General features: G+C 74.6%; 19 protein-coding genes and 2 rRNA genes (1 of these 21 only partly in view). 18 read left to right on the top strand and 3 right to left on the bottom strand.

Annotated features, from left to right (window positions below):
* Both O7607_RS01120 and rrf read left to right on the top strand, forming a co-directional pair.
* Positions 1-1,445 (top strand): 23S ribosomal RNA (locus O7607_RS01120); it begins 1,665 nt to the left of the window's first position.
* Between the two features lie 75 nt (positions 1,446-1,520).
* Positions 1,521-1,637, top strand: a 5S ribosomal RNA gene (rrf, locus tag O7607_RS01115).
* A 94-nt stretch (positions 1,638-1,731) separates the two neighbouring features.
* Here the strand turns inward: rrf and O7607_RS01110 are convergent.
* A complete protein-coding gene (locus tag O7607_RS01110; RefSeq protein WP_269700403.1) occupies positions 1,732-3,300 on the bottom strand; it encodes a hypothetical protein in 1,569 nt (522 codons plus the stop codon).
* On the opposite strand from O7607_RS01110, the gene O7607_RS01105 reads away from it, so the two are divergent.
* Entirely contained in the window at positions 3,277-4,227 is a 951-nt protein-coding gene (locus tag O7607_RS01105) for a Replicase polyprotein 1ab (RefSeq protein ID WP_269700402.1), read from the top strand. The two genes, O7607_RS01110 and O7607_RS01105, sit on opposite strands and share 24 nt — an antisense overlap.
* On the top strand, positions 4,224-5,291 hold the full coding sequence (locus O7607_RS01100; RefSeq protein WP_269700401.1) for an HAD-IIA family hydrolase: 1,068 nt from the start codon (positions 4,224-4,226) through the stop codon (positions 5,289-5,291). Before O7607_RS01105 ends, O7607_RS01100 begins: the two co-directional genes overlap by 4 nt.
* Before the next feature lie 13 nt (positions 5,292-5,304).
* Here O7607_RS01100 and O7607_RS01095 read toward each other — a convergent pair whose 3' ends face one another.
* Positions 5,305-5,640, bottom strand: a complete 336-nt coding sequence (locus tag O7607_RS01095; RefSeq protein ID WP_269700399.1) for an SCP2 sterol-binding domain-containing protein — start codon at positions 5,638-5,640, stop codon at positions 5,305-5,307.
* Positions 5,641-5,751: 111 nt separating this feature from the next.
* On the opposite strand from O7607_RS01095, the gene O7607_RS01090 reads away from it, so the two are divergent.
* The 5 genes from O7607_RS01090 to O7607_RS01070 all read left to right on the top strand — a co-directional run bounded on the left by O7607_RS01090 (position 5,752) and on the right by O7607_RS01070 (position 12,504).
* Complete coding sequence (locus O7607_RS01090; RefSeq protein ID WP_269700397.1) at positions 5,752-6,333, top strand: phasin family protein; 582 nt, start codon at positions 5,752-5,754, stop codon at positions 6,331-6,333.
* On the top strand, positions 6,330-6,557 hold the full coding sequence (locus tag O7607_RS01085) for a hypothetical protein (protein WP_269700395.1): 228 nt from the start codon (positions 6,330-6,332) through the stop codon (positions 6,555-6,557). The genes O7607_RS01090 and O7607_RS01085 overlap by 4 nt, the downstream gene beginning before the upstream one ends.
* Positions 6,558-6,578: 21 nt before the next feature.
* Complete coding sequence (locus O7607_RS01080) at positions 6,579-7,427, top strand: TlyA family RNA methyltransferase (RefSeq protein WP_269700394.1); 849 nt, start codon at positions 6,579-6,581, stop codon at positions 7,425-7,427.
* Positions 7,424-8,308, top strand: a complete 885-nt coding sequence (locus O7607_RS01075; protein WP_269700393.1) for an NAD kinase — start codon at positions 7,424-7,426, stop codon at positions 8,306-8,308. The genes O7607_RS01080 and O7607_RS01075 overlap by 4 nt, the downstream gene beginning before the upstream one ends.
* Before the next feature lie 467 nt (positions 8,309-8,775).
* Positions 8,776-12,504 carry a S8 family serine peptidase gene (locus O7607_RS01070; protein WP_269700391.1) on the top strand — a complete coding sequence of 1,243 codons (3,729 nt, stop codon included), beginning with the start codon at positions 8,776-8,778 and terminating at the stop codon, positions 12,502-12,504.
* A 46-nt stretch (positions 12,505-12,550) separates the two neighbouring features.
* Here the strand turns inward: O7607_RS01070 and O7607_RS01065 are convergent, their stop codons facing one another.
* Positions 12,551-13,525, bottom strand: coding sequence for a helix-turn-helix domain-containing protein (locus tag O7607_RS01065; protein ID WP_269700389.1), 975 nt, complete (start codon positions 13,523-13,525; stop codon positions 12,551-12,553).
* Between the two features lie 79 nt (positions 13,526-13,604).
* On the opposite strand from O7607_RS01065, the gene recN reads away from it, so the two are divergent.
* The 9 genes from recN (at position 13,605) to O7607_RS01020 (ending at position 26,344) form a co-directional block, all read left to right on the top strand.
* Positions 13,605-15,359, top strand: coding sequence for a DNA repair protein RecN (recN, locus tag O7607_RS01060; protein WP_269700387.1), 1,755 nt, complete (start codon positions 13,605-13,607; stop codon positions 15,357-15,359).
* A 118-nt stretch (positions 15,360-15,477) separates the two neighbouring features.
* The gene (gene steA, locus O7607_RS01055) at positions 15,478-16,656 is read left to right on the top strand and encodes a putative cytokinetic ring protein SteA (protein ID WP_269700385.1); all 1,179 of its coding nucleotides are present in this window, start codon (positions 15,478-15,480) and stop codon (positions 16,654-16,656) included.
* Positions 16,657-16,683: 27 nt separating this feature from the next.
* On the top strand, positions 16,684-17,625 hold the full coding sequence (locus tag O7607_RS01050) for a copper transporter (protein WP_269700383.1): 942 nt from the start codon (positions 16,684-16,686) through the stop codon (positions 17,623-17,625).
* A gap of 59 nt (positions 17,626-17,684) precedes the next feature.
* Positions 17,685-18,548 (top strand): hypothetical protein, encoded by an 864-nt coding sequence (locus O7607_RS01045; RefSeq protein WP_269700381.1) that lies wholly within the window; start codon positions 17,685-17,687, stop codon positions 18,546-18,548.
* A gap of 1 nt (position 18,549) precedes the next feature.
* Positions 18,550-20,247 (top strand): murein biosynthesis integral membrane protein MurJ, encoded by a 1,698-nt coding sequence (gene murJ / locus O7607_RS01040; protein WP_269700379.1) that lies wholly within the window; start codon positions 18,550-18,552, stop codon positions 20,245-20,247.
* Complete coding sequence (locus O7607_RS01035; RefSeq protein ID WP_269700378.1) at positions 20,244-21,377, top strand: glycosyltransferase family 4 protein; 1,134 nt, start codon at positions 20,244-20,246, stop codon at positions 21,375-21,377. Before murJ ends, O7607_RS01035 begins: the two co-directional genes overlap by 4 nt.
* A complete protein-coding gene (locus O7607_RS01030) occupies positions 21,377-23,755 on the top strand; it encodes a hypothetical protein (RefSeq protein ID WP_269700377.1) in 2,379 nt (792 codons plus the stop codon). Before O7607_RS01035 ends, O7607_RS01030 begins: the two co-directional genes overlap by 1 nt.
* A gap of 256 nt (positions 23,756-24,011) precedes the next feature.
* Positions 24,012-25,742 (top strand): CTP synthase, encoded by a 1,731-nt coding sequence (locus O7607_RS01025; protein WP_269700375.1) that lies wholly within the window; start codon positions 24,012-24,014, stop codon positions 25,740-25,742.
* Positions 25,739-26,344 carry an NUDIX domain-containing protein gene (locus O7607_RS01020; RefSeq protein WP_269700373.1) on the top strand — a complete coding sequence of 202 codons (606 nt, stop codon included), beginning with the start codon at positions 25,739-25,741 and terminating at the stop codon, positions 26,342-26,344. The genes O7607_RS01025 and O7607_RS01020 overlap by 4 nt, the downstream gene beginning before the upstream one ends.
* The last annotated feature ends 35 nt before the right edge of the window (positions 26,345-26,379 follow it).

Genomic DNA, 26,379 nt, shown 5'->3' with positions numbered 1-26,379 from the left:
GTGGTTGTGCCGGGGTAAGCGTGTAGGCCGGTGTGTAGGCAAATCCGCACACCATCAGGGCTGAGACGTGATGCCGAGCCGATTCAGGTGAAGTCAGTGATCCTATGCTGCCGAGAAAAGCCTCTAGCGAGTTCTTAGCGGCCCGTACCCCAAACCGACACAGGTGGTCAGGTAGAGAATACCGAGGCGATCGGGCGAACTGTGGTTAAGGAACTCGGCAAATTGCCCCCGTAACTTAGGGAGAAGGGGGGCCGGAGACGTGAAGCCCCGCGCGGGTGGAGCGTTGTATGGCCGCAGAGAGCAGGGGGAAGCGACTGTTTACTAAAAACACAGGTCCATGCGAAGAAGTAATTCGATGTATATGGACTGACGCCTGCCCGGTGCTGGAACGTTAAGGGGACCTGTTAGCTCTTCGGGGCGAAGCGGAGAACTTAAGCGCCAGTAAACGGCGGTGGTAACTATAACCATCCTAAGGTAGCGAAATTCCTTGTCGGGTAAGTTCCGACCTGCACGAATGGCGTAACGACTTCCCCACTGTCTCAACCACAGGCCCGGCGAAATTGCATTACGAGTAAAGATGCTCGTTACGCGCGGCAGGACGGAAAGACCCCGGGACCTTTACTATAGCTTGACATTGGTATCTGAATTAGCTTGTGTAGGATAGGTGGGAGCCGGTGAAGTCCATACGCCAGTATGGGTGGAGGCAATCTTGAAATACCACTCTGGTTGATTTGGGTATCTAACTTCGGACCGTTATCCGGTTCAGGGACAGTGTCTGGTGGGTAGTTTAACTGGGGCGGTTGCCTCCTAAAGGGTAACGGAGGCGCCCAAAGGTTCCCTCAGCCTGGTTGGCAATCAGGTGTTGAGTGCAAGTGCACAAGGGAGCTTGACTGTGAGACTGACAGGTCGAGCAGGGACGAAAGTCGGGACTAGTGATCCGGCACTGGCATGTGGAAGCGGTGTCGCTCAACGGATAAAAGGTACCCCGGGGATAACAGGCTGATCTTCCCCAAGAGTCCATATCGACGGGATGGTTTGGCACCTCGATGTCGGCTCGTCGCATCCTGGGGCTGTAGCAGGTCCCAAGGGTTGGGCTGTTCGCCCATTAAAGCGGTACGCGAGCTGGGTTTAGAACGTCGTGAGACAGTTCGGTCCCTATCCGCCGTGCGCGTAGGATACTTGAGAAGGGCTGTCCCTAGTACGAGAGGACCGGGACGGACGAACCTCTGGTGTGCCAGTTGTCCCGCCAGGGGCACGGCTGGTTAGCTACGTTCGGAAGGGATAACCGCTGAAAGCATCTAAGCGGGAAGCTCGCTTCAAGATGAGGTATCCCACCCACATTGTGGGGTAAGGCCCCCAGCTAGACGACTGGGTTGATAGGCCGGAAATGTAAGCCCGGTAACGGGTTCAGTTGACCGGTACTAATAGGCCGAGGACTTGACTACCAAGCTGCTACGCGTCCACTGTGCAACTCTGAACAAACCACCACCCACCAGGGTTGGTTGACATGTTCATAGAGTTACGGCGGTCATGGCGGAGGGGAAACGCCCGGTAACATTCCGAACCCGGAAGCTAAGCCCTCCAGCGCCGATGGTACTGCACTCGGGAGGGTGTGGGAGAGTAGGACACCGCCGGACAAACTTCCAGTCGAGGGCCGCCCCAGCAGGGGCGGCCCTCGACTGCGTTAGCGTTCTCGGCGGAAACGCCATCAGGAAGGATGTACCTGTGAGCTCAGGACCCCAGGGCGGGGACCGCCCCCGTCGTTACGAGGATCGCGCCGACCGTGGCCAGGGGCGTGGTGACGCCGGCCGCGACGGCCGTCGCGATGACCGTCCCTCGTACCGGGGCGGCCGCGACGACCGCCCGGGCGGCTTCCGTGGTGGCGACCGCGACAGCGGCGCCCGCGGAGGCGACCGTCGTGAGGGCGGTTTCCGTGGTGGCGACCGCCGCGAGGGTGGCTTCCGTGGTGGTGACCGTCGTGAAGGTGGCTTCGGCGGCGGTGACCGTCGTGAAGGCGGCTTCCGTGGTGGCGACCGTGACGGCGGCTTCCGGGGCGGCGAGCGTCGTGAGGGCGGGTTCCGCGGCGGCGATCGCCGCGAAGCCGGCACCCGCGACGGTGGCTACCGCGGTGGTGACCGCCGTGAGGGCGGCTTCGGCGGCGGCGACCGTCGTGAAGGCGGCTTCCGTGGTGGGGACCGTCGCGAGGGCGGCTACCAGGGCGGCGACCGTCGCGAGGGCGGTTTCCGTGGTGGGGATCGTCGTGAAGGCGGGGCCCGCGAGGGTGGCTTCCGCGGTGGTGACCGTGAGGGTGGCTTCCGGAGTGGAAGCCGTCCGGGCGGTGACCGTCGCGAAGGCGGGTTCCGCGGCGGCGATCGCCGCGAAGCCGGCACCCGCGACGGTGGCTACCGCGGTGGTGACCGCCGTGAGGGCGGCTTCGGCGGCGGCGACCGTCGTGAAGGCGGGTTCCGCGGCGGTGACCGTGACGGCGGCTTCCGGGGCGGCGACCGTCGCGAGGGCGGTTTCCGTGGCGGGGATCGTCGTGAAGGCGGCACCCGGGACAGTGGCTTCCGTGGTGGCGACCGCCGTGAAGGTGGTTTCCGCGGTGGCGACCGCCGTGAAGGCGGCTTCGCCGGTGGTGATCGTCGCGAGGGCGGTTTCCGTGGTGGGGACCGTCGCGAGGGCGGCGACCGCCGGGAGGGCTACGCCGGTGGTGAGCGCCGCGACGGTGGCTTCCGTGGTGGTGACCGTCGTGAGGGTGGTTTCCGCGGTGGCGACCGTCGCGAGGGCGGTTTCGCCGGTGGTGATCGTCGTGAGGGTGGTTTCCGGGGAGGCGACCGTCGCGAGGGCGGTTTCCGCGGCGGGGATCGTCGTGAAGGCGGCGCCCGTGAGGGTGGCTTCCGTGGTGGGGACCGTCGCGAGGGCGGCTACCAGGGCGGCGACCGCCGGGAGGGCTACGCCGGCGGTGAGCGCCGCGACGGCGGGTTCCGCGGCGGTGACCGCGACCGTGGCGGCGACCGCGACCGTGGCTTCCGGCGCGACGACCGACGTGACGACCGGCGGCCGGGTGGCTTCCGGGGCGAGCGGGACGGTGAGCGCCGCGGCTACGGTGACCGGCCGGGCGGTGACGACCGCCGCGGCAGCTACGGCCCGCAGCGGGAGCGCCAGGACGAGCGCGGCGAGGGGCGTACCGGCGAGGCGCCGGAGCTGCCCGACGACGTCGTCGCGAGCGACCTCGACTCGGCCGTCCGGGCGGAGCTTCTCTCCCTCGCCAAGCCGGTGGCGGAGACGGTCGCCCGGCACCTGGTCGCGACCGGCCTGCTGATCGACGAGGACCCGGCGCTGGCGCTGGCGCACGCCATGGCGGCGCGCCGGCTCGCCTCGCGGATCGCCGCCGTGCGGGAGGCTGTCGGGCTGGCCGCGTACCACGCGGGCGAGTGGCAGACGGCCATCGCCGAGCTGCGGACGTACCACCGGATGAGCGGCCTGCAGAGCCACCTGGCGGTACTGGCCGACTGTGAGCGGGCGCTGGGCCGTCCCGAGCGGGCGATCGACCTGTTCCGCGGCGCGGACCGGGACAAGCTCGACCAGGCCGTCGCGGTCGAGCTGCTGATCGTGGCCGCCGGGGCGCGCGGTGACCTCGGGCAGAAGGACGCCGCGGTGGCGATGCTCCAGGTGCGCGAGCTGACCGGCGACTCGACCGAGCCGTGGGCGGCGCGGCTGCGCTACGCGTACGCGGACGCCCTGCTGGCGGTGGACCGGCGCGAGGAGGCGCGGGAGTGGTTCTCCCGGGCCGCCGACGTCGACTCCGAGGGGGAGACCGACGCCGCCGAACGCCTGCTGGAACTGGACGGCGTGGTCATCGAGGGCGACGACGAGCCGGAGGACGACGCGGACACGTCCGAGGCGTCGGCCGAGGGCGATGACGACGACGATGACGACGACGATGACGACGACGATGACGACGACGATGACGACGACGATGACGACGACGACGACGACGATGACGACGACCGGGATGACGACGCACGGCTGAGCGGCGACGCCGACGACGAGCTGACCGACACCGAGGCCGGCTCGATCGCCGCCGACACCCCGGCCGCCGAGACCGGGGCGCCGGCTGCGGCCACCCCCGCCGACCAGGTCACCACCGCGCACGAGGCCGACGGCGACCGGCCCGCGCCGGGTGGCGCCGCGGCCGGTGAGGGCGAGGCGGCGGAGCGCCGATGACCGGGTACGCCGGTGACACCGCCTCCGGCGCGGATCGGGGCGAACCCGACCGCGCCGGGGCGGGGCGGCTCGTCGACGCGTACTCGCTCGTGGTCTTCGACCTCGACGGCGTCATCTACCTGATCGACCGGCCCATCCCCGGCGCGGTCGAGGCGGTCGGCCGGCTGCACGCCGAGGGGCGCGCGGTCGCGTACGCGACGAACAACGCCTCCCGCCGCTCCAGCGAGGTGGCCGACCTGCTCACCGGCATGGGCGTCCCGGCGCAGCCGGCGGAGGTGCTCACCTCCGCGGCTGCCACCGCCGAACTGCTCCGGGACCGGCTGCCCGAGAGCGCGCCGGTGCTCGTGGTCGGCGCGGAGGCGTTGCGCGCCGAGCTGCGGGCGGTGGGCCTGCGGCCGGTGTCCACGGTTGACGAGGAGCCCGCCGCGGTGGCCCAGGGCTACGGCCCGCAGGTCGGCTGGTCCGACCTGGCCGAGGCGTCCCTGGCGGTCCGCGCGGGCGCACCCTGGTACGCCACGAACACCGACCGCACGCTGCCCAGCCCGCGCGGTCCGCTACCGGGCAACGGCTCGCTCGTCGCGGTGCTGCGGACCGCGCTCGGCCGCGACCCCGACGTGGTGGTGGGCAAGCCGGAGCCGGCGCTGTTCACCACCGCCGCGCGGCGGGCCGGGACCGGGCGCACGCTCGTGGTCGGTGACCGGCTGGACACCGACATCGAGGGGGCCCGCCGGGCCGGGCTGGACAGCCTGCTGGTGCTCACCGGGGTCAGTGACGCCGCCGAGCTGCTGGCCGCACCCGAGGAGCGCCGCCCCGCGTACGTCTCGTTCGACCTGGCGGGGCTGTTCGACCCGGCCGCGGTGGTGGCGGTGCCGGGCCGGGCGACCGACGGGGGCTGGTCGGTGACGGAGGCCGGCGCGGACCTGGTGCTCGACGGCGCGGGACCGCCCCTGGACGCGCTCGCCGCGCTCTGCGCGGCTGCCTGGTCGACGGCGGCCGAGCCGCGCGTACGGGCGCAGTCCCCGGCGGCACAGGAGGCCCTCGCCGCGTTCGGGCTCGACGACTGAGGCGCCGGGCCGCTCAGAGCAGCTTGCGGAGCTTCATCAGGTCGAACGGGTTCGCCTTGATCGAGACCCGCCGGGAGGCCACCGCCGACATGACGTCGAGCCGGCCGTTCACCAGCGCGACGAGGTCGTCGCTGCCGGTGCTCAGCGCGATCTTCGCCTTCGGGTCGTCGCCGTCGGCCAGGTCGACCAGCCGGCCGCCCTCCAGGCGCCCGTGGAACGCGGTGCCGAGGTCGGTGATCCGGCAGGCCAGGGTGCGGTCGAGGTCGATGCGGCCCTGCGCCTCGGCGTTGCGGTCCAGCCGCGCGGCCAGATCGTGCAACGCCTGCCGGCACTCGTCCACGCTGGCCACATCGTCTCCTCACCACGAACCACGCCGTTCCCGGCACCGTACCGCAATGGGGCGTCCGGGGTGCCCGGTAGCGTGGCACCTGCACACCTCGCCCCGCGGAAGGACTCAGGCATGCAGGACGCGTGGCGCGCCTACCTCGAGCTGGCCATGGGCCTGACGGAGGCGCCCCGGAAGAAGGCACAGGACGCGGTCATGCGCGTCGTCGGCCAGGGCGGCGCGACGGCCGCCCAGCTCCAGACGCTCGCCGAGGAACTGGTCGCGACCGGCCTGGCGAACCGGGAGTCGCTGACCAAGCTGGTCCGCTTCGAGGTGGACCGGGCGCTCGGCGCGGTCGGCCTGGCCACCGCCGACGAGGTCGCCGAGCTGACCCGCCGGGTGCACGACCTGGAGCGGCAGCTGCGCGAGGCGAGGGGTCCTCTCGAACCGGGCGCCACTGAGCCGTCCGGGCCCGAGTCGTCCGGGGCTGGGCCGTCCACGCCGGAGCCGTCCCCGGCAGAGGCGGCCTCTGCCACGCTGCCGGACGCCCCGGCCACGACACCCGCGAAGGCCCCAGCCACGACGCCGACGAAGGCGGTGGCGAAGAAGACGGTGGCCAAGAAGGCGATCGCGAAGAAGCCACCGGCCACGGTCTCCCGTACCCCGGAATCCGCGCCGGCGAAGAAGGCCACCGGGCGCCGGGCGGCCGGCTCGTGACCGCGCCCCGGCCCGGCCCGCCGCCGGGTCCGCGGCCCGGACCGCCGTCTGGGGTACGCCCCGCGCCGGTCGAGGAGGTCGGCGAGGCGAGCCACCCGGCGGTGGACGCCGCGGTGCTCGGCATGGCCAACGCCGAGGCGCTCGCCCCGGCCGACCAGATCGCCCAGTACGAGGCGGCGTACGAGACGCTGCGCGAGACCCTCGCCACCATCGACCAGGCCTGAGCAGAGGCGGAGACACACCTGATGGCTCGTCGTACCCGGCTGGACGCCGAACTCGTCCGGCGCGGGCTGGCCCGCTCCCGGGAGCAGGCCGCCGCGCTCGTGGAGGCCGGTCGTGTCCAGCTGCGCGGAGTGCGGGCGCGCAAGCCGGCGGCGATGGTCGACCCGGCCGATCCGTTGCTGGTCACCGGCGAGGACCCGGCCGACGAGTACGTCTCCCGGGGCGGCCACAAGCTGGCCGGCGCGCTCGCCGCGTTCGCCCCCGGCGGGCTGACCGTCACCGGCCGGCGCTGCCTGGACGCCGGGGCGTCGACAGGTGGGTTCACCGACGTGCTGCTGCGCGGCGGCGCCGCCGAGGTGGTCGCCGTGGACGTCGGCTACGGGCAGCTCGCCTGGTCGCTGCGGACCGACGAGCGGGTGCGGGTGTTCGAGCGCACGAACGTGCGTACCCTCACGCCGGAGGCGATCGGCGGCCCGGTCGACCTGACGGTGGCCGACCTGTCGTTCATCTCGCTGCGGCTGGTGCTGCCCGCGCTTGCGGCGTGCACCGGGCCCGGCGGTGACCTGGCGCTGATGGTCAAGCCGCAGTTCGAGGTCGGCAAGGAGCGCGTCGGCGCCGGCGGCGTGGTCCGCGACCCGGCGCTGCGCGCCGAGGCGGTGCTCGACGTGGCCGCGGCCGCTGCCGGGCTCGGCCTCGGCCTCGCCGACGTGGCGGCCAGCCCGCTGCCCGGGCCGAGCGGCAACGTCGAGTTCTTCGTATGGTTGCGCGGGGACGCGCCCGCCGCGGATCCGGAGCGGGTCCGCGCGGTGGTGGCCGCCGGCCCGCAGGGCGCCGCCGCGACGGCGGCCACGACCGAGGAGGTGTCCGGGTGAGCCGTACCGCGCTGCTGGTCACGCACACCGGCCGTCGACGCAGCACCGAGCACGCCCGCGCGGTGGCCGCCGACCTGATCGCCGCCGGGTTCGAAGTACGGGTGGTGGCCGAGGAGGCCGACGACCTGGACCTGCCGGGCGTGGTGCCGGTGACCGGCCCGCAGGCCGCCGAGGGCGCCGAGATCGTGTTCGCGCTCGGCGGGGACGGCACGTTCCTGCGCGCCGCCGAGCTGGCCCGCCCGACCAAGGTGCCGCTGCTCGGCATCAACCTGGGCAAGGTCGGCTTCCTCGCCGAAGCGGAGATCGACGACCTGGACACCGCCGTGCGTGACGTCGTCGACCGCAACTACACGGTGGACGAACGGCTCACCCTCGACGTCACCGCCGAGTTCGAGGGCGGGCCGACCATCGAGTCGTGGGCGCTCAACGAGATCAGCGTGGAGAAGGGCGAACGCGCCCAGATGCTGGAGCTGCTCGTCGACGTGGACGGCCGGCCGCTGTCCCGGTACGGCTGCGACGGCGTGATCTGCGCGACCCCGACCGGTTCGACGGCGTACGCGTTCTCCGGCGGCGGGCCGGTGGTCTGGCCCGAGGTGGAGGCGCTGCTGCTGGTGCCGATCAGCGCGCACGCGTTGTTCAGCCGCCCGTTGGTGACCGCGCCCACGTCGACGTTCGTCATCACCGTCGACCCGTTCACCACCCTGGCCGTGCTCTGCTGCGACGGGCGGCGCGTCTACGACCTGCCGCCCGGCGCCAGGGTCACGGTGCGCCGGGGCACGCTGCCGGTGCGCATCGTGCGGCTGCGGGCCCGTCCGTTCACCGACCGGCTGGTGGCCAAGTTCGACCTACCCGTCCAGGGCTGGCGGGGCAACCGTCGCTGACCAGCGGCTCAGCGAAAATCTCCGTTCGGCCCACCGGTCCCGGCGCCGGCGCGCGTTACGGTTGGCTACGGGCCGCGATGAGGTGAGTCCGGGCGCGGCGGTGAGGCCCGCCGCTTCCCGGATGCGGCCCACCTGTCGCGGGCTCGGCCAGGGGGTGGTCGGGGCCGCGACGGTCGGGACGCCGGAGCGTCGAAGCCGGCCGCGGCGGGCGGACCGGCACGCCGCGTCCGGTCGGGTGTCGACCCCGGCCGGGCCGACAGGTCGCAGGGCCGCCGCCGGAGGAAGCGGCGGCACGCGAGCTGGGCGATGCGGTCTCCGGCGTCCCGGCCTCCACTGCGTCGTGCTCGTGTCCACCTGGCGACATGTCGCCGGTGCGGCGGCCCGTACCCGGTGACCGGGTGGCGGACGCCGTCGCAGACTCCGATCGCCGGCCCCACGAGGCCGGCCTCGGAGTAGAGGAGCGTCACATGCACCGGTTCCCCCGCTGGCTCGCCGCCGGCGCGGCCGGGGCGCTTGTGGTCGGGCTCGCCGTACCGGCGTCCGCCGTCCCGCCCGCCCCGCCTGCCGGCCCGCCCCCGGGCACATCAGCCCCGGGCGCGCCGCCCGCCCGCATCACACTGATCACCGGCGACCGGGTCGAGCTGGTCCGGGCCGCGCCGGGCCGGATCGCCGCCACGGTCCACCCCGGACCGGGCCGTGACCGGATCGTCTTCCAGACCACGCAGGTCGACGGCGGGCTGCGGGTGCTGCCCGCCGACGTCGTGCCGTACGTGTCGGCGGGCGTGCTCGACCCGGACCTGTTCGACGTGCAGGAACTGGCCGAGCAGGGCTACGGCGACGCGGCCCTCGAGGAGCTGCCGCTGATCGTGCGCTACCGGGAACCGGCCGCCGGGCGGGTGCGCCCGCTCGCCGTCGCCGCCGAGTCCCGTCCGTTGTCCAGCATCAACGGCGCCGCGCTGCGCGTCGGCAAGGACGACCTGGGCGCGCTGTGGACGTCGCTGCGGGAGGCGCCGCAGGCGCGCGCCGAGGGCGCCGGACCGGTCCGGCTCGGCGCGGGCGTGGAGCGCGTCTGGCTCGACGGGCGGGCCCGGGTGGCGCTGGAGCACAGCGTCCCGCAGATCGGCGCACCGGCAGCGTGGTCGGCCGGCCGCGACGGCGCCGGGGTGCGGGTCGCGGTGCTCGACACCGGTGTGGACGCCGGCCACCCCGACCTGGCCGGCCGCATCGCCGAGGCGCGCGACTTCACCGGCGGCGGCAGCGCCCGCGACGGCCACGGCCACGGCACCCATGTGGCGGCCACCGTCGCCGGCAGCGGCGCGGGCTCCGCGGGGCTGCGCAAGGGCGTCGCACCGGGCGCGCGGCTGCTGGTCGGCAAGGTGCTCGACGACTCCGGCTCCGGCTACGACTCCGGCATCATCGCCGGCATGGAGTGGGCCGCGCGCTCCGGCGCGAAGGTGGTCAGCATGAGCCTCGGCGGCGCGCCCACCGACGGCACCGACCCGATGAGCCAGGCAGTGAACGACCTCACCGCCGAAACCGGCGCGCTGTTCGTCATCGCCGCCGGCAACGACGGTGAGCCGCGCAGCGTCGGTGCGCCCGGCGCGGCCACCGCCGCGCTCACCGTCGGCGCCGTCGACCGCGACGACGTGCTCGCCGACTTCTCCAGCCGCGGCCCGCGCCTGGGCGACAACGGCCTGAAGCCGGAGATCACCGCGCCCGGCGTCGGCATCGTCGCGGCCCGCGCCGCCGGCACCTCGATGGGTACGCCCGTCGACGACGCCTACACCCGCGCCTCGGGCACCTCGATGGCCACGCCGCACGTCGCGGGTGCCGCCGCCGTCCTGGTCCAGGAGCACCCCGGGTGGACCGCCGCGCAACTGAAGGACGCGCTGGTGAGCACCACCCGGCCGAGCACCGGCGCGACGGTGTTCGAGCAGGGCGCCGGTCGGGTCGACGTGGCCCGCGCGCTGCGCCAGCGGGTGTACGGCACGGCCACCGCCGACTTCGGCCGGCTGACCACCGGCGGCCCGTCCGCGACCCGGACGGTGCGCTACGTCAACGGCACGGCCGGCGCGCAGACGCTGCGGCTGGCGCTGGAGCTGCGCAACCTGGACAGCGGCGCGGCCGAGACCGACGGCCTGACGCTCGACGCCGCCACGGTGACGGTGCCGGCCGGCGGCGGCGTGGACGTGCCGCTGCGCGCCGACCCGGCCCGGCTGGACCGGGGCCCGCACGGCGGGTGGCTGGTGGCCACCGGCGCGGACGGCGTGACGGTGCGTACCGCGGTCGGGCTCACGCTCAGCGGCCCGCAGCACACCGTGACGCTGCGCGCGCTGGATCTGGCCGGGCGGCCCGGACCGGCGCCGGTGGTGACGCTGTTCGGCGAGCACCCGGAGTCGGACGCGCTGGGCTGGCTCGGCGGCGGCGACGAGTGGCAGGTCCAGGTGGAGGAGGGCCCGTACCTGCTGCACGCGCTGATCGAGCACGGCGCGCCGCTGGACGAGCAGCTCACCCTGGTGACCGACCCGGAGCTGATCGTGGACCGGGACCTCACCGTGGTGCTCGACCCGCGGCGCGGCACGCCGGTACGGATCGAGACGCCGAAACCGTCCGAGCAGCGGGCGATCCTCAGCTTCTACCAGCACCGGGTGTTCGGCAACGGCCGGCAGGTCGACCACGGCGTGATGACGTTCAGCACGGTGCAGCAGCTCAACGTCACGCCGACCCGGCCGGTGCGCCGCGGCGAGTTCGAGTTCTCCTCGCGTTGGCAGCTCGTCGCGCCGATGGTCGACATCGACGTCAGCGGCGTGTCCGGCGCGCTGGACGTCAACCTGATGGGCCAGTCACCGGCCCCGGCCGGGCGGCAGCGGCTGCGCCTGGTCGCCGCCGGCACCGGCGCGCCGGGCGAGCTGGCCGGGGTGCGGGGCGCGGCGGCGCTGCTCACCGCGTCCGCCGACCGGTCCGAGGAGGAGCAGGTGACCGCCGCGGCGGCAGCCGGCGCGAAGGCGGTGCTGATCGTCCGGCCGGCGGACCAGAGCGCGTGGACGGTGTGGCGTCCGACCGGGGACCGGCTGCCCGCGCCCGCGCTGGCGGTGGCGTACGACGACGGGCAGCGGCTGCTCGCGGCGGCGCGTACCGGCCGGGCCCGGATGGATCTCACGCTCACCGTGGACAGCCCGTACCTCTACGACGTGTTCCAGGTGTCGAAGGGCCGGGTGCCGGAGCGGATCACCCACCGGGTCACCGCCGCCAACACGGCCGAGGTGACCGCGCGATACGGCCACACCGGCGGGCTGGACTGGGCCACCGAGCAGCGCTTCGGGTGGCGGCCCTGGCAGGAGTTCTCCTGGAACGACGACCAGCGGATGGTGCGTACCGGGACGACCCGCCGGGAGTACGTCAGTTCCGGCGACTCGTGGTGGCAGCACCGGGTGCTGCACCGGCTGATGTTCTCGAACATGGGGACGCTGACCGGCGGCCTGTCCGACCGGCCCCGGCGCTACGCGGCCACCGACCGGACCACCGAGTCGTGGCACGCGCCGCTGGTGCGTCCCGCCGTGCCGGCCGGCGCGGCCGGGCCGAGCCGGACCGGCGACACGCTCGACCTGCGGGTGGCCGAGTTCGTCGACGCCGACGGTCACGCCGGCGTGGACAACCGGTCGGAGGAGCAGGACACGGTGACCCGCCGGGTCAGCCGGGACGGCCGGCCGATCGCCGACCTCTCCGCCGGCTGGGCGCCGGTGCCTGCCACCGCGGGTCCGGCCCGCTACCGCCTCGACGTGACCACGGCCCGGTCGTCGGCCCAGTGGCGGTGGGCCACCCGTACCGAGACCGCGTGGGAGTTCACCTCGGCCCGCCCGGCCGGCGACGCGGCCCGGCCGCTGCCGCTGCTCCAGGTCGACTACCGGGTACCGGCCGACCTGCGCGGCGAGGTGCCCGGCAGACGGAAGCACACCGTCGGGCTGACGCTGCGCCACCCCGCCGGCCTGCCCGCGCCGGCCGGCACGACGGTACGCGCGGAGGTGTCGTTCGACGGCGGACGCACCTGGCGCAACGCGCCGGTACGCGGCTCCGGCACCCGGTTCACCGCCGAGGTGCCGGCCGGGCGCGGCACGGTGTCGCTGCGCGTCTCGGCACGGGACCGGGCCGGCAGCACCGTCACGCAGACCGTGATCGACGCGTACGGGCTGCGGTGAGATCCCGGGGCGGGGCGGTCCTGGGGCCGTCCCGCCCCGGCCCCGGTCAGATCCAGCCGCGCCGGGCGGCCTGGAACGCCAGCCCGGGCCGGGTGTCCACACCGGCGGCGGCCATCAGGTCGGCCAGCCGCCGCTGCACGGTACGCCGGCTCACCCCGAGCTGTGACGCGATCGACTTGTCCGGTACTCCGGCCACGAACAGCGACAGCAGCCGCACCTCGTCGCCGTCGGGCTGGTAGCCGGTCGCGGCCCGGTCGCCGGAGGGGCCGAGCGGCGTCGCCATCAGCCAGTGGCTCTCGAAGAGCGCGACCAGCGCGTCCAGCAGTTGGCTGCGGCCGATCACCGCGGCGGTCGGCTCCCCGCCGTCACGGTCGGGCACCAGCGGGCAGACCGCGGTACGACCGTCCACGACGGCCAGTCGCACCGGCAGCCGGTCCAGCACCCGGGCCTGCTCCCCGGCGCGTACGCCCCGCTCGACGTCGGCCAGCGCGCCCGGCTCCAGCAGCATCGCGCGTTCGTAGATGGCCCGGTAGCGCACGCCCCGGGCGAGCGCGTCGAACTCCTCGACGTTCTCCGGTCCCGGCATCGCCAGCGGGTTCGCCCGGCAGAACCAGAGCACCTCCTCGCGCGCGCCGTTCTGCAGCTCGCGCAGCCGTTCGCGCAGCGCCCGCGCGCCGGTGACCACCTCGACCAGGTGCGCGGCGTCGTGGCGGCGCATCCCGGCCCGGTAGTCCTCGGCGAGCCGGCTGACCGCGGCGCGGGCCGACTCCAGCGCGGACTGGCGGCGCAGCAGCGCCTCGCCGAGCGGCACGTCCGGCGCGAGCGGCCGCAGCGGGGCGTCCGGCTCCGGCCCGGTCGGCAGCACGAGACCCTTGTCCCGCAACGTGTCCAGCCGGGCGGCGACCTCCGCGCGCGGCCGGCCCAGCCGCTGCGCGAGTTCACCGATCCGGGCCGTGTTCGCCCGCACCAGGCTGCGGTAGAGCTCCTCCTCGTCCGAGGTCAGGCCGATCTCCTCCAGCACGGGGCTGAACTGTACGGGTGCCCGCGCCGCGACCTGCCGGCTGGTCAACTGTCACACGGCGGGGCTACTGTCGGGTGCTGTGCTGGAAGAGCTGCGCATCACCGGACTGGGCGTCATCGAGGACACCACGCTGCCGCTGGCCGCGGGGATGAACGTCATCACCGGCGAGACCGGCGCCGGCAAGACCATGGTGGTGACCGGCCTCGGCCTGCTCTTCGGCGGCCGCGCCGACGCCGGCCGGGTGCGCGCCCAGCCGGGCCGCGCCGTGGTGGAGGGCCGGCTGCGCCTGGGCGGCCGGGTGGCCGAGTCGGTGCACGCCCGCATCGTCGACGCCGGTGGCGAACCCGACGAGGACGGCTCGCTGCTGCTCAGCCGCACCGTGACCATCGAGGGGCGCTCCCGCGCGCACCTGGGCGGGCGGTCCATGCCGGTGTCCACGCTCGGCGAGGTCGGCGAGCAGGTGCTCGCCGTGCACGGCCAGTCCGACCAGCTGCGGCTGCTGCGCCCGTCCGAGCAGCGCGCCTCGCTCGACCGGTTCGCCGGGCCGGAGCACGAGAAGCTGCTCGACGCGCTGCGCGAGACGTACGCCCGGTGGCGCACCGTCGTCGACGACCTGGCCGACCGGCGGCGCAACGCCCGCGAGCGCAACCAGGAGGCCGACCTGCTGCGCCTGGGCCTGGACGAGATCACCCGGGTCGACCCGCAGCCGGGGGAGGACGACGAGCTGAAGGCCGAGGCGCAGCGGCTGGAACACGCCGAAGGGCTGCGCACCGCCGCACAGGTGGCGCAGCAGTGCGTGGCCGGCGGCGAGGTGACCGACGAGACGCCGGACGCGACGGCGCTGCTGGGCACCGCGCGGCGCACGCTCGAGGCGCAGGCCGGCACCGACCCGGCGCTGGGCGAGCTGGCGGCCCGGCTGGAGGAGGCGGCCACGCTGGTCACCGACGTGGCCGCGGAGCTGTCGGCCTACCTGGCCGCGCTGGACGCCGACCCGGCCCGCCTGCAGACCGTCTACGAGCGGCGGGCCGCGCTGCGCGCGCTCACCCGCAAGTACGCCGACGACGTCGACGGCGTGGTGGCGTGGGCCGAGCGGGCCCGCACCCGGCTGTCCGATCTGGACACCTCCGACGAGCTGCTGGACGAGCTGGACCGCGAGGCGACCCGGCTCGCCGGTGAGGTGGCCGACCTCGCCGGCCGGGTGTCGGCGTCCCGCCGGGAGGCCGCGGTCCGCTTCGCCGAGGAGGTCACTGTCGAGCTGGCCGGGCTGGCCATGCCGCACGCCCGCATCGAGGTGGCGGTGCTGCCGCGCCCGGCGGGCCGGTCCGAGCCGAGCCTGCCGGTCAACGGCGTGGAGACCGGCGTCGGCGCGGACGGCGCCGACGAGGTGGAGCTGCGGCTGCTGGCGCACCCGGGCGCGCCGGCGCTGCCGTTGCAGAAGGGCGCGTCCGGTGGCGAGCTGTCCCGGGTGATGCTCGCCATCGAGGTGGTCTTCGCCGGTTCCGGCGGCCCGCCCACGCTGGTGTTCGACGAGGTCGACGCCGGTGTCGGCGGCCAGGCCGCGGTGGAGATCGGCCGCCGGCTGGCCCGGCTGGCCCGCAGCCACCAGGTGCTGGTGGTCACGCACCTGCCGCAGGTCGCCGCGTTCGCCGACCGGCACCTGGTGGTGGCCAAGGACACCGGGGGAGCGGTCACCACCAGCGGGGTGCGCGTGGTGGAGGACACCGAACGCGCCCGGGAACTGGCCCGGATGCTCGCCGGTTTGCCGGACTCGGATCTGGGTATCGCCCATGCCGAGGAACTCCTGGCCGTGGCGGCCAAGGAAAGGCGTCCGTGATACCCCGATTGTGAGCGCAAGCACACCGGCACGCGTTCCGGTGTGCTTCCCTGGGTAGGCGGCCCTGCTCAGGCATGTCGCGACAGCAAAACCTGCCTCACATGCCAGGATGGTCACGATGCGTCTACCCATACTGCGCCGGAGCCGGAACCCGGAGCCGGGCTCCATCGTCGGCACCGCACGCCTCGACCGCCGGACGAAACGGCTGGTCGGGCGGCTGCGGCCGGGCGACATCGCGGTCATCGACCACGTCGACCTGGACCGGGTGGCAGCCGACTCGCTCGTCGCGGTGGGTGTGGCGGCGGTCCTCAACGCCAAGCCGTCGGTCTCCGGCCGCTATCCCAACCTCGGTCCGGAGGTGCTGATCTCGGCCGGCATCCCGCTGCTGGACGATCTCGGTGAGAGCGTCTTCGAGCAGGTCCGCGAGGGCGACCGGGTCCGCATCGAGGGCAACACCGTCTTCGCCGGCGAGGAGCCGGTCGCGCACGGCACGTTGCAGGACGCCGAAACCGTGGCCAAGTCGATGGCCGACGCCCGGGAGGGCCTGTCGGTGCAGTTGGAGGCGTTCGCCGCCAACACGATGGACTACCTGCGGCAGGAACGCGACCTGCTGCTCGACGGCGTCGGCGTACCGGAGATCCAGACCCACATCCAGGGCCGGCACTGCCTGATCGTGGTGCGCGGCTACGACTACAAGGCCGACCTGGACGTGCTGCGCCCGTACATCAGGGAGTTCAAGCCGGTGCTGATCGGCGTCGACGGCGGGGCCGACGCGCTGGTCGAGGCGGGCTACACGCCCGACATGATCATCGGCGACATGGACTCGGTCACCGACGACGTGCTGCGCTGCGGCGCCGAGGTGATCGTGCACGCCTACCCGGACGGGCGGGCGCCGGGCCTGGCCCGGGTCAACGGGCTCGGCGTACCGGCGATCACCTTCCCGGCGGCGGCCACCAGCGAGGACCTGGCCATGCTGCTCGCCGACGAGAAGGGCGCCTCGCTGCTGGTGGCCGTCGGCACCCACGCCACCCTGGTGGAGTTCCTCGACAAGGGGCGCGGCGGCATGGCGTCGACGTTCCTGACCCGGTTGAAGGTGGGCGGCAAGCTGGTCGACGCCAAGGGCGTCAGCCGGCTCTACCGGCAGAGCATCTCCGGGTCGTCGCTGCTGCTGCTGGTCCTGTCGGCGGTGGCCGCGATGGCCTCCGCGGTGGCGGTCTCCACCGTCGGGAAGGCGTATCTGGGCGTGGTTTCCGAATGGTGGGACAATTTCGTGTTCCAGCTCGGCCAGCTCTTTTAGCTCCCCGACGATCAAGAGGCTGCAAGCGTGATCAACTTTCGCTACCACGTGGTGTCCCTGACCGCGGTGTTCCTGGCACTGGCGATCGGCCTGGTGGTCGGCACCGCCGCCCTCAACGGCCCGGTCGCCGACTCGCTCCGGGAGAACGTCAACGGCCTGCGCAAGGACAACTCGTTGATGCGCCAGTCGGTCAACAGCATGCAGAAGCAGCTGGAGACCGAGGAGGAATTCGCCGCCGAGATGGCCCAGCTCGTCCTGCCGGGCAAGCTGACCGGCCGCCGGGTGCTGGTGCTCACCCTGCCCAGCGGCCGGGACCAGGCCGACGGCGTGGTGAAGATGCTCCAGACCGCCGGCGCCGACGTCACCGGCCGCATCGACGTGCAGGACAAGTTCGTCAACCCGGACAGCAACAACAACCTGCTGGAACTGGCGGTCACCGCGGCCCGGCCGAACAGCGCCCCCACCGGCAACCTGCCCGGCAACGGGCACGGCGTGGAGACCTCCAGCGCCCTGCTGGCGAACGTCCTGGTCGACCGCCCGGCCGGAAGCCCGCCGGTCAGCGAGGCCGACCGGCGCGCCGTGCTGGAGCAGTACGCCACCGCCGGTTACCTCACCCCGGCCGACAAGATCTCCGCCGCCGCCGAGGCGGTGGTGATGGTCACCGGCCAGCCGTACGTGGACAAGGACTCCGCGAAGAAGGACGAGTCGGTGGTGAAGATCGCCGAGCAGTTCGACCGGGCCGGCGCGCTCGTGGTCGCCGGCATGGGCTCGACCGGCGGGAACCTGGTCTCCGTGGTCCGCGGCGACCCGGTGCTGTCGCAGACCATCTCCACCGTCGACAACGCCAACACCGTGCAGGGCCAGCTGGGCACGAGCCTCGCCCTGGCGCAGCAGCTCACCGACAAGAAGACCGGCCAGTACGGCGTGGGCGACAACGCCACCTCCCGGGTGCCTACACTGCCCCGGTGACCCTGCGGGCCGCCCGGTCCGTGCCGCGTCGCGTTCGAAGTCCGGATCGAGGAGGTCCCGTGAGACTGGGTCGGCTGCTCGCCGTGGGCGCGGGCGCGCTGGCCGCCCGCTACGTGCTGCGCCAGACGCGCACGTCGCCGGGCGGGCCGGCGCTGGAGCGCACCAACTACCGGGGCCGCACCGTGACCCTGGCCGCCGGTCCGGCCCTGGCCGTCGGCGCGGCCACCGGAGCCGCGCTCGGCGCCGGTAGCGCCCCGGCCGGCGCCGCCGCACTCGTCGCCGGGCTCGGCGCGGGCGCTGTCGGCCTCTACGACGACGTGGTCGGCGCGCGCCCCGAGCAGAAGGCCGCCAAGGGGTTCGCCGGGCACCTCGCCGCGCTGCGCGAGGGTCAGGTCACCGCCGGGATGGTCAAGGTCGCCGGGGTGGGCGTGGCCGGGCTGGGCGCCGCCGCGCTGCTCGCCGCCGACCGGCGGGTCGCCGCGCACCCGCGCCGCCGGCGGGCCGGGGCGTTCGGCCGAGCGCTCGACGTGCTGCTCGGCGCCGGCGTGGTGGCCGGCACCGCCAACCTGGTCAACCTGCTCGACCTGCGGCCCGGCCGGGCGCTGAAGTCCGGCATGCTGCTCGGCGCGCCGCTGACCACCGGCCCGTACGGCGGCGTCGCGGCGGGCGCGGTGGGAGCGTCGGCCGCGCTGGTCGGCGACGACCTCGGTGAGCGGGTGATGGTCGGCGACAGCGGCGCCAACGCGCTCGGCGCGCTGCTCGGCGTGAGCCTGGCCGCGCGTACCGGGCCGCTGGGCCGGGCCGGTGTGCTGGCCGTGCTCGCCGCGCTCACCGTGGCCAGCGAGAAGGTCAGCTTCACCCAGGTCATCGCGTCCACTCCGGGGCTGCGGCACCTCGACGAGCTGGGCCGGCTCCCGGACTGACGTGACGAAACCGGCTCCTCTCGCCGCCGCCGGCCGGGTCGCCGGGGCGGCCGCCCTCATCGCCGTCCTCACCGTGCTCAGCCGGCTCGCCGGCTTCGGCCGTACCGCCGTGTTCACCTGGATGCTGGGCCCCACCGATCTCGGCGGCGCCTACCTGGTGGCCAACTACGTCCCGAACTTCATCTTCGAGATCGTCGCCGGCGGGGCGCTCGCCAGTCTGGTCGTACCGCTGCTGGCCGGCGCCGTCGAGGCGGGTGACCGGCGCGCGGTGGCCGCCACCACCGGCGCGTTGCTGACCTGGACGCTGAGCCTGCTGGTGCCGCTGGCGGTGCTGCTGGCGGTGTTCGCCGACCCGCTGCCGGGGCTGATCGGAAACGGTCTCAGCGAGGCCCAGCAGGCGTCCGGCGCGCGGATGCTGCGGGTGTTCGCGCCGCAGTTGCCGCTGTACGGCGTGGGGATCGTGCTGACCGGCGTGCTCCAGGCGCACCGCCGCTTCGCCTGGCCGGTGATCGCGCCGCTGCTGTCCAGCGTCACGGTTATCGCCGTCTACCTCGGGTTCACCGCTGCCGAGGGGCGGCTGGCCACGATCGGGGAGGCCGGTCGCGGCGGCGAGCTGCTGCTGTCCGCCGGGACCACGCTCGGCGTGGTGGTGCTCTCGCTGTCGCTGCTGATCCCGGTGCGCCGGCTGCGGCTGCGGATTCGTCCGGGCTACCGCTTCCCGGCCGACGCCCGCGCCCGGGTCGGCGGTCTGGTGGTCGCCGGGGCGGTCACCGTGGCCGCCCAGCAGATCGCCCTGGTGGTCGCGCTCAACCAGGTCACCTACGGCCGCACCGCCGACGTCAGCGTCTACAACCTCGCGCAGACCGTCTACTTCCTGCCCTGGGCGGTGCTGGCGGTGCCGCTCGCGGTGGCCGCGTACCCGACGCTCGTGGCGGCGCGGGACACCGGCGACGAGCGCGCCTACCGGCAGACCCTGGCCCCGGCGGTACGCGGGGTCGTGCTGCTCAGCCTGCTCGGCGCCGCCGCGCTCGTCGGCACCGCGATCCCGGTCGGGCACTTCTTCTTCTCCGACCCCCTGGACGCGCGCACCGCGGCGGCCGGGATCGCCGGGTTCGCGCCCGGCCTGGTCGGCTACGGCCTGTTCGCGGTCCTCACCCGCGCGCTGTACGCCCGGGGCGAGACCCGCGCGGCCACCGTCGCCACGGCGCTGGGCTGGCTCAGCGTGCCCGCGCTGGCCGTGGTGGCCGCCCAGGTGGCGCCGCTGGCCGACCGGGTGCTCGCGGTGACGCTGGCGACCTCGGCCGGCATGCTGCTGCTCGGCGCGCTGCTGCTCGCCGCGGTCCGGCGGGCCGCCGGCGGCGAGGCGCTGGCCGGGGCCGGCCGGGCCGGCGCCGCCGGGCTGCTCGCCGCCGTCGTCGCCGCAGCCGGCGGGGCGGCCGTCGCGGCGGGACTCGCCGGGCTCGGTGACGGCACCCCGACGACACCGTGGGCCCTCGCGCAGGGCATGCTGTCCGGGGTCGTGGTCGGTGTCCTGTTCCTCGCCGTCGCCTGGCTGACCGACGCTCGCGACCTGCGGCCGCTGCTCGCGACCGTGACCCGCCGGCTGCGCCGGCGACGCCCGGCCGGCGGGGACGACGGCCCGCCGGCGCAGCAGCACCCCGGCGAGCGGGGTGACGGAAGGGAGACCGTTTCCTCATGACGGACGCCTCGCCGGCACCGCGCTGGCCCGGGTCGGTGGCCCTGGTTCTCGCCTCCAGCACCGGCGGGGTCGGGCAGCACGTCCGCTCGATCAGCCGGGGGCTGACCGAGGCCGGCGCGTCCGTGCTGGTCTGCGGCCCGGCCGCCACCGAGGAACAGTTCGACTTCACCGGGGCCGGAGCGCGGTTCACGCCGGTGGAGATCCCGGCCAGCCCCACGCCGGGCGACGCGCGCGCGGTCACCGCGCTGCGCCGGGCGCTCGCGGACGCACCGGTCGACGTGGTGCACGCGCACGGGCTGCGCGCCGGCCTGGTCGCCGCGCTCGCCCGGCCCGCCGCGCCGCTCGTGGTCACCTGGCACAACGCGGTCCTCGCCGGTGGCCTGCGCGGCGCGGTGTCCCGGCTGGTCGAGCGGGTCGTCGCCCGGTCCGTGCGGGTCGCCCTGGGCGCCTCCGCCGACCTGGTCGACCGCGCCGCCGCGCTCGGCGCCGCCGACGCCCGCCTGGCCCCGGTCGCCGCGCCGGCGCTGCCCGCGCCGCGCCGCCGCCGCGCGGCGGTACGCGCCGAGTTCGACGTGGCCGCCGACCGTCCGCTGATCCTCTCGGTGGGCCGGCTGCACCCGCAGAAGCGGTACGACGTGCTGATCGACGCCGCCGCCCGCTGGCGGACCCGCACCCCCGCCCCGCTGGTCGTGATCGCCGGCAGCGGTCCGGCGTACCTGCCGCTGGCCGCCCGGATCTCGGCCGCCCGCGCGCCGGTGACGCTGCTCGGGCATCGTACCGACGTGGCGGACCTGCTGGGCGGCGCCGACCTGGCGGTGGTGACGAGCGACTGGGAGGCCCGCCAGCTGTTCGCGCAGGAGGCGCTGCGGGCCGGCGTACCGCTCGTCGCGACCGCCGTCGGCGGGCTGCCGGACCTGGTCGGAGACGCGGCCGTGCTGGTGCCGCCCGGCGACGTGGACGCGATCGACGCGGCGGTGCGCGACCTGCTCGACGACCCCGTACGCCGGGACGACCTGGCCCGTCGCGGCACGGCGCGGGCCGCGACCTGGCCCACCGAGGCGGACACCGTGGCCGCGCTCGCCAGCCTCTACGCCGAGCTGACACCCCAGCTCTCCACCGGGAACCGCTGATGCTGCGCAGACTGACCCCGGTGCTGCTGACCCTGGTCGTGGTGGCGCTGGGCATCACCGCGCTGTCCGCCCGCCCGGACGACGGCGCGTCCCGGCCGAACGCCGACTACGTGGTGCTCGTCGGCGCGGCGGGCCTGCGGTGGGACGACGTCGACCCGGAGAACACGCCGACACTGTGGCGAATGGCCGAGCAGGGCGCGATCGGGTCCCTCTCGGTACGTTCCGCGCACCGCCCCACCTGCCCGGTCGACGGCTGGCTCACGCTCGGCGCGGGGAACTTCGCCGCCTGGCCCGGCACCCGCCCGGGCGGCGGCTGCCCGGCCACCGCTGTCACTGTCGAACGGCCCGACGGCATCGGCGCGAACCTGCCCGACCAGCCCAGCGCGGTCGTGCACAACCAGGAGCAGCTGTCCTGGGGTGCCACACCCGGCGCGCTGGCCGAGTCGGTGCGCTGCTCGGTGGCGGTCGGGCCGGGCGCCGCCGTGGCCGCCGCCCGCCCGTTCGGCCGGGTCGACAGGTACGCGCCCACGCTCCCCGAGAACCCGGCGGAACTGCTCGGCTCCTGCGTGCTGAGCATCGTCGACGTCGGCACCGTCGACGACGACGACCCGGCCGCACGGGCCGCGCAGGCACGGCAGGCCGACGCCCGGCTGGCCCGGGTGCTCGCCGCCCGGCCACCGCGGTCGCTGGTGCTCGTCGCGGGCGTGTCCGACACCGAATCCCCGGCGCGGCTGCACGTCGCGATCGCCGACGGACCGGGCTGGGAGGGCGGCTGGCTGACCTCGCCCAGCACCGCCCGGTCCGGCTACCTGCAACTGATCGACCTGGCCCCGACGGTGCTCGCCGTGCTCGACAAGCCGATGCCGGAACGGGCGTTCCTCGGGCGGCCCGCGGTGACCGTCGACGACCGGCCGGACGACCTGCGGGCCGCGATCGAGGCGCCCGCCGACGCGGACCGGGAGGCCGCCGCCCAGCGCCGCGTCGCCGGCTGGTTCTTCACGCTGCTGGCCGCCGCGCAGCTGGCCCTCGCGGTGGCGGTGCTGCCGCTGCTGCGCCGCGCCCGCCGCCTCGCCGGCCCGCACGGGCCGGAACCGGTGTCCCCGCGCATCGTCGCCGTGGTGGAGCTGATGCTGATCGCCGCCGCGCTCGCCGTGCCCGCGGCGCTGCTCGCCGACGCCGTGCCCTGGTGGCGCGGGGACCACGCCGGGCTCTGGTACGCCTCGGTGACCGCGCTGCTGATCGTCGGCGGCACCGCCCTGGTCCGGTTCAGCCCGGGGCACGAGCGCACGCTCGGCCCGCTCGGCGCGGTCGCCGGGCTGGCCACGCTCGTCGTCGGCGTGGACGTGCTCACCGGCTCCCGGTTGCAGCTCAACGGCGTGGTCGGCTACTCGGCGCTGGAGGGCGGCCGGTACGCCGGGCTCGGCACCGTCGGGCTGGGCGTGTTCATCGCCGGGGCGCTGCTGTGCGGCGGCTGGCTCGCCCAGCGGTTCCGCAAGGGCTGGCGGCCGATGGTGATGGTGACTGTCGGCGGGCTGGCCGTGGTGGTCGTGGGCAGCCCGTACCTGGGCGCCGACTCGATCGGCGCGATCGCGCTCACCGCCGGGGTGAGCGTCGCGGCCGCGATCTGCAGCGGCGGCTGGCTCACCGTGAGCCGGCTGGCCTGGGCCACCATGGCCGCGCTGGCGGTCACCGTCGGCTTCGCCCTGGTCGACCTCGGCCGTCCGGCCGACGAGCGGGGCAGCCTGGGCCGGTTCCTGGCCGCTGTGGGCGACGGGACCGGCGGGCTCACCGTGCACCGGTCCAGCAGCGCCAACATCCAGACGCTGGTGAACAGCCCGCTGACAGTGCTGGCCCTGGCCGGGGCCGCGCTGGTCTGGCTCGCGCTGCTCCAGCCGTGGGGCGGGCTGCTGCGGCTGTTCGGCATCTACCCGGCGATCCGGGCGGCGATGGCCGGCACCGGCGTGGCGGTCGGGCTGGGCGGTGTCCTCGGCGGGTCGGCGCTGGACGTGGCGGGCGCGGCGGCGGCGCTCGTGGTGCCGATGGCGGCCTTGGCGGCGCTGCGGGTGCTCGACCACTCCACCGACCGTACGGTGCCCGACAGCGGGCGTGGCGGCGGCGAGACGGGCGCGGTCCCACCGGGCGGCCCGGACAAGTCCTCCAGGGGCGGCGCGGCCGGCGACGCCCCGGCCGGCGACGGTGCGGGTGGTGGTCGGCCGGCTGCCGGCGACCCGGGGGAGGCCGGGGAGCCGGTCGGACCGGACGGCGCGGACTCCGCCGGCACGGAGGCGCCGGACGGGCCGCGCGCCGCCGGCACGGCCCGCGGGGCGCGGGTGCCCGCGCAGCCGACCCCGGCGTCCTCGGAGATCCCCGCCGGCTGACCCCGCCCGCGCGGCCCGCCAGGTCTGCCGCCCCGCCGGCTCGGGGAGGTGGCGGGGTCGAGGCCCGGCGGAAGGCACCACATCGGCGAGGTGGGGTCGATCAAGGGCCGGCACCGGCCCCACATGCGCCGACAGCGAGTGCGACGCCGGCTCACGGTCCGGATGGTGTTACCGTGGAATCCCGTGGATCGCGTGATCACTCTGCTGATCGGCACGGCGGTTCGCACGACCGCTACGGACGACACGGGAGCAGGCCTTGGCCCCTACAGCACGGACGACCAGGCACATTTTCGTCACCGGGGGCGTCGCCTCCTCGCTGGGTAAGGGCCTCACCGCCTCCAGCCTCGGCAGTCTGCTCACCGCGCGCGGACTGCGCGTGGTGATGCAGAAGCTCGACCCGTACCTGAACGTCGACCCCGGCACGATGAACCCGTTCCAGCACGGCGAGGTCTTCGTCACCGAGGACGGCGCCGAGACCGACCTCGACGTCGGCCACTACGAGCGGTTCCTCGACCGGGACCTCTCCGGCAAGGCCAACGTCACCACCGGCCAGATCTACTCGGCGGTGATCGCCAAGGAGCGGCGCGGGGAGTACCTCGGCGACACGGTTCAGGTCATCCCGCACATCACCAACGAGATCAAGGCCCGCATCCGCGGCATGGCCGACCCGGACGCCGACGGCCAGGTACCCGACGTGGTGATCACCGAGGTCGGCGGCACCGTCGGCGACATCGAGTCGCTGCCGTTCCTGGAGTCGATCCGGCAGATCCGCCACGACCTGGGCCGGGACAACTGCTTCTACCTGCACGTGTCGCTGGTGCCGTACCTGGCGCCGTCGGGCGAGCTGAAGACCAAGCCGACCCAGCACTCGGTGGCGCAGCTGCGCAGCATCGGCATCCAGCCCGACGCGCTGGTCCTGCGCTGCGACCGGGAGATCCCGGACAAGGTCAAGGAGAAGCTGTCGCTGTACTGCGACGTCGACCGGGAGGCGGTCACCGCCGCCCCGGACGCGCCGAGCATCTACGACATCCCGAAGGTGCTGCACCGGGAGGGCCTCGACGCGTACGTGGTGCGCCGGCTCGGCCTGTCGTTCCGCGACGTGGACTGGACCCGCTGGGACGACCTGCTGGAGCGGGTGCACCAGCCCCGGCACACGATCACCGTCGCGCTGGTCGGCAAGTACGTCGACCTGCCCGACGCGTACCTGTCCGTGAGCGAGGCGATCCGGGCGGCCGGGTTCGGCCACCGCGCCCGGGTACAGCTCAAGTGGGTGCCCAGCGACGACTGCGTGACCCCGGCGGGCGCCGCCGCCGCGCTGGCCGGCGTCGACGGCATCGTGATCCCCGGCGGTTTCGGCGTCCGCGGCATCGAGGGCAAGGTCGGCACCGCCCGGTACGCGCGGGAGAACGGCATCCCGCTGCTGGGCCTCTGCCTCGGCCTGCAGTGCATGACCATCGAGGTGGCCCGCCACCTGGCCAACCTCGACGGGGCGAACTCGCTGGAGTTCGACGAGGAGGCCGTGCACCCGGTCATCGCCACCATGGCCGACCAGGAGGACATCGTCGCCGGGCGCGGCGACCTGGGCGGCACCATGCGGCTCGGGGCGTACCCGGCGAAGCTGGCGGAGGGCTCGATCGTCGCCGAGGCGTACGGCAGCACCGAGGTCAGCGAGCGGCACCGGCACCGGTACGAGGTGAACAACGCCTACCGGGACCAGCTCACCAAGGCCGGGCTGACCATCTCCGGCACCTCGCCGGACGGGCGGCTGGTCGAGTTCGTCGAGCTGGACCGCAACCTGCACCCGTTCTTCGTGGCGACCCAGGCGCACCCGGAGCTCAAGAGCCGTCCCACCCGGCCGCACCCGCTGTTCGCCGCGTTCGTCGGCGCCGCCGTGGCGTACTCGCAGGCCGACCAGCTGCCGGTGGACCTGGACGGCGCGTCGAAGAAGCCCGGCCGCGGCGGTGGCGCGAAGGCGCCGGCCAAGTGAGCGGCGTCGAGCACCGGTACGAGGTGACCGGCCACCGGGCGATCTGGTCCGGCCGGATCTTCTCCGTGGTCAGCGACGACGTCACCATGCCCGGCGGCGGCAGCGCGACCCGGGACTACGTGCGGCACGTCGGCGCGGTCGCCGTGGTGGCGCTGGACGAGGCCGGTCAGGTGGTGCTGATCCGCCAGTACCGGCACCCGGTCGGCCGGCACCTGTGGGAGCTGCCCGCCGGGTTGATGGACGTCGGCGGCGAGGACCTGGCCGCCGCCGCGCTGCGGGAGCTGGCCGAGGAGGCAGACCTGACCGCCGGGCGCGTCGACGTGCTCGTCGACCTGCACAGCTCGCCCGGGTTCACCGACGAGGTGGTGCGGGTCTTCCTGGCCCGCGACCTGGCCGACGTGCCGGCCGAGCAGCGGCACGACCGGCACGACGAGGAGGCCGACCTCCAGGTGGTCCGCGTCGACCTCGACGAGGCGGTGCGGATGGTGCTGGCCGGTGAGATCACCAACGCGTCCTGCGTGGCCGGGCTGCTCGCCGCCGCCCGCGCCCGGGACACCGGCTTCAGCGAGCTGCGCCGCCCCGAGGCGCCGCTGCCGCGCTGATCCGGGACGGACGACGAAGGGGCCGCGCGGTGCGA

This window comes from Micromonospora sp. WMMA1949, from assembly GCF_027460145.1.
GTDB lineage: Bacteria > Actinomycetota > Actinomycetes > Mycobacteriales > Micromonosporaceae > Micromonospora.
The sequence above is the reverse complement of the archived record's forward strand: the minus strand, read 5'-3'. Positions and strand labels throughout refer to the sequence as shown.

Excerpts from the sequence above, each read along its gene's own strand:
- O7607_RS01100 (WP_269700401.1), top strand. The coding sequence starts at position 4,224 with ATGACCGGGTACGCCGGTGACACCGCCTCCGGCGCGGATCGGGGCGAA.
- O7607_RS01090 (WP_269700397.1), top strand. The coding sequence starts at position 5,752 with ATGCAGGACGCGTGGCGCGCCTACCTCGAGCTGGCCATGGGCCTGACG.
- O7607_RS01080 (WP_269700394.1), top strand. The coding sequence starts at position 6,579 with ATGGCTCGTCGTACCCGGCTGGACGCCGAACTCGTCCGGCGCGGGCTG.
- O7607_RS01070 (WP_269700391.1), top strand. The coding sequence starts at position 8,776 with ATGCACCGGTTCCCCCGCTGGCTCGCCGCCGGCGCGGCCGGGGCGCTT.
- steA (WP_269700385.1), top strand. The coding sequence starts at position 15,478 with ATGCGTCTACCCATACTGCGCCGGAGCCGGAACCCGGAGCCGGGCTCC.
- O7607_RS01035 (WP_269700378.1), top strand. The coding sequence starts at position 20,244 with ATGACGGACGCCTCGCCGGCACCGCGCTGGCCCGGGTCGGTGGCCCTG.
- O7607_RS01030 (WP_269700377.1), top strand. The coding sequence starts at position 21,377 with ATGCTGCGCAGACTGACCCCGGTGCTGCTGACCCTGGTCGTGGTGGCG.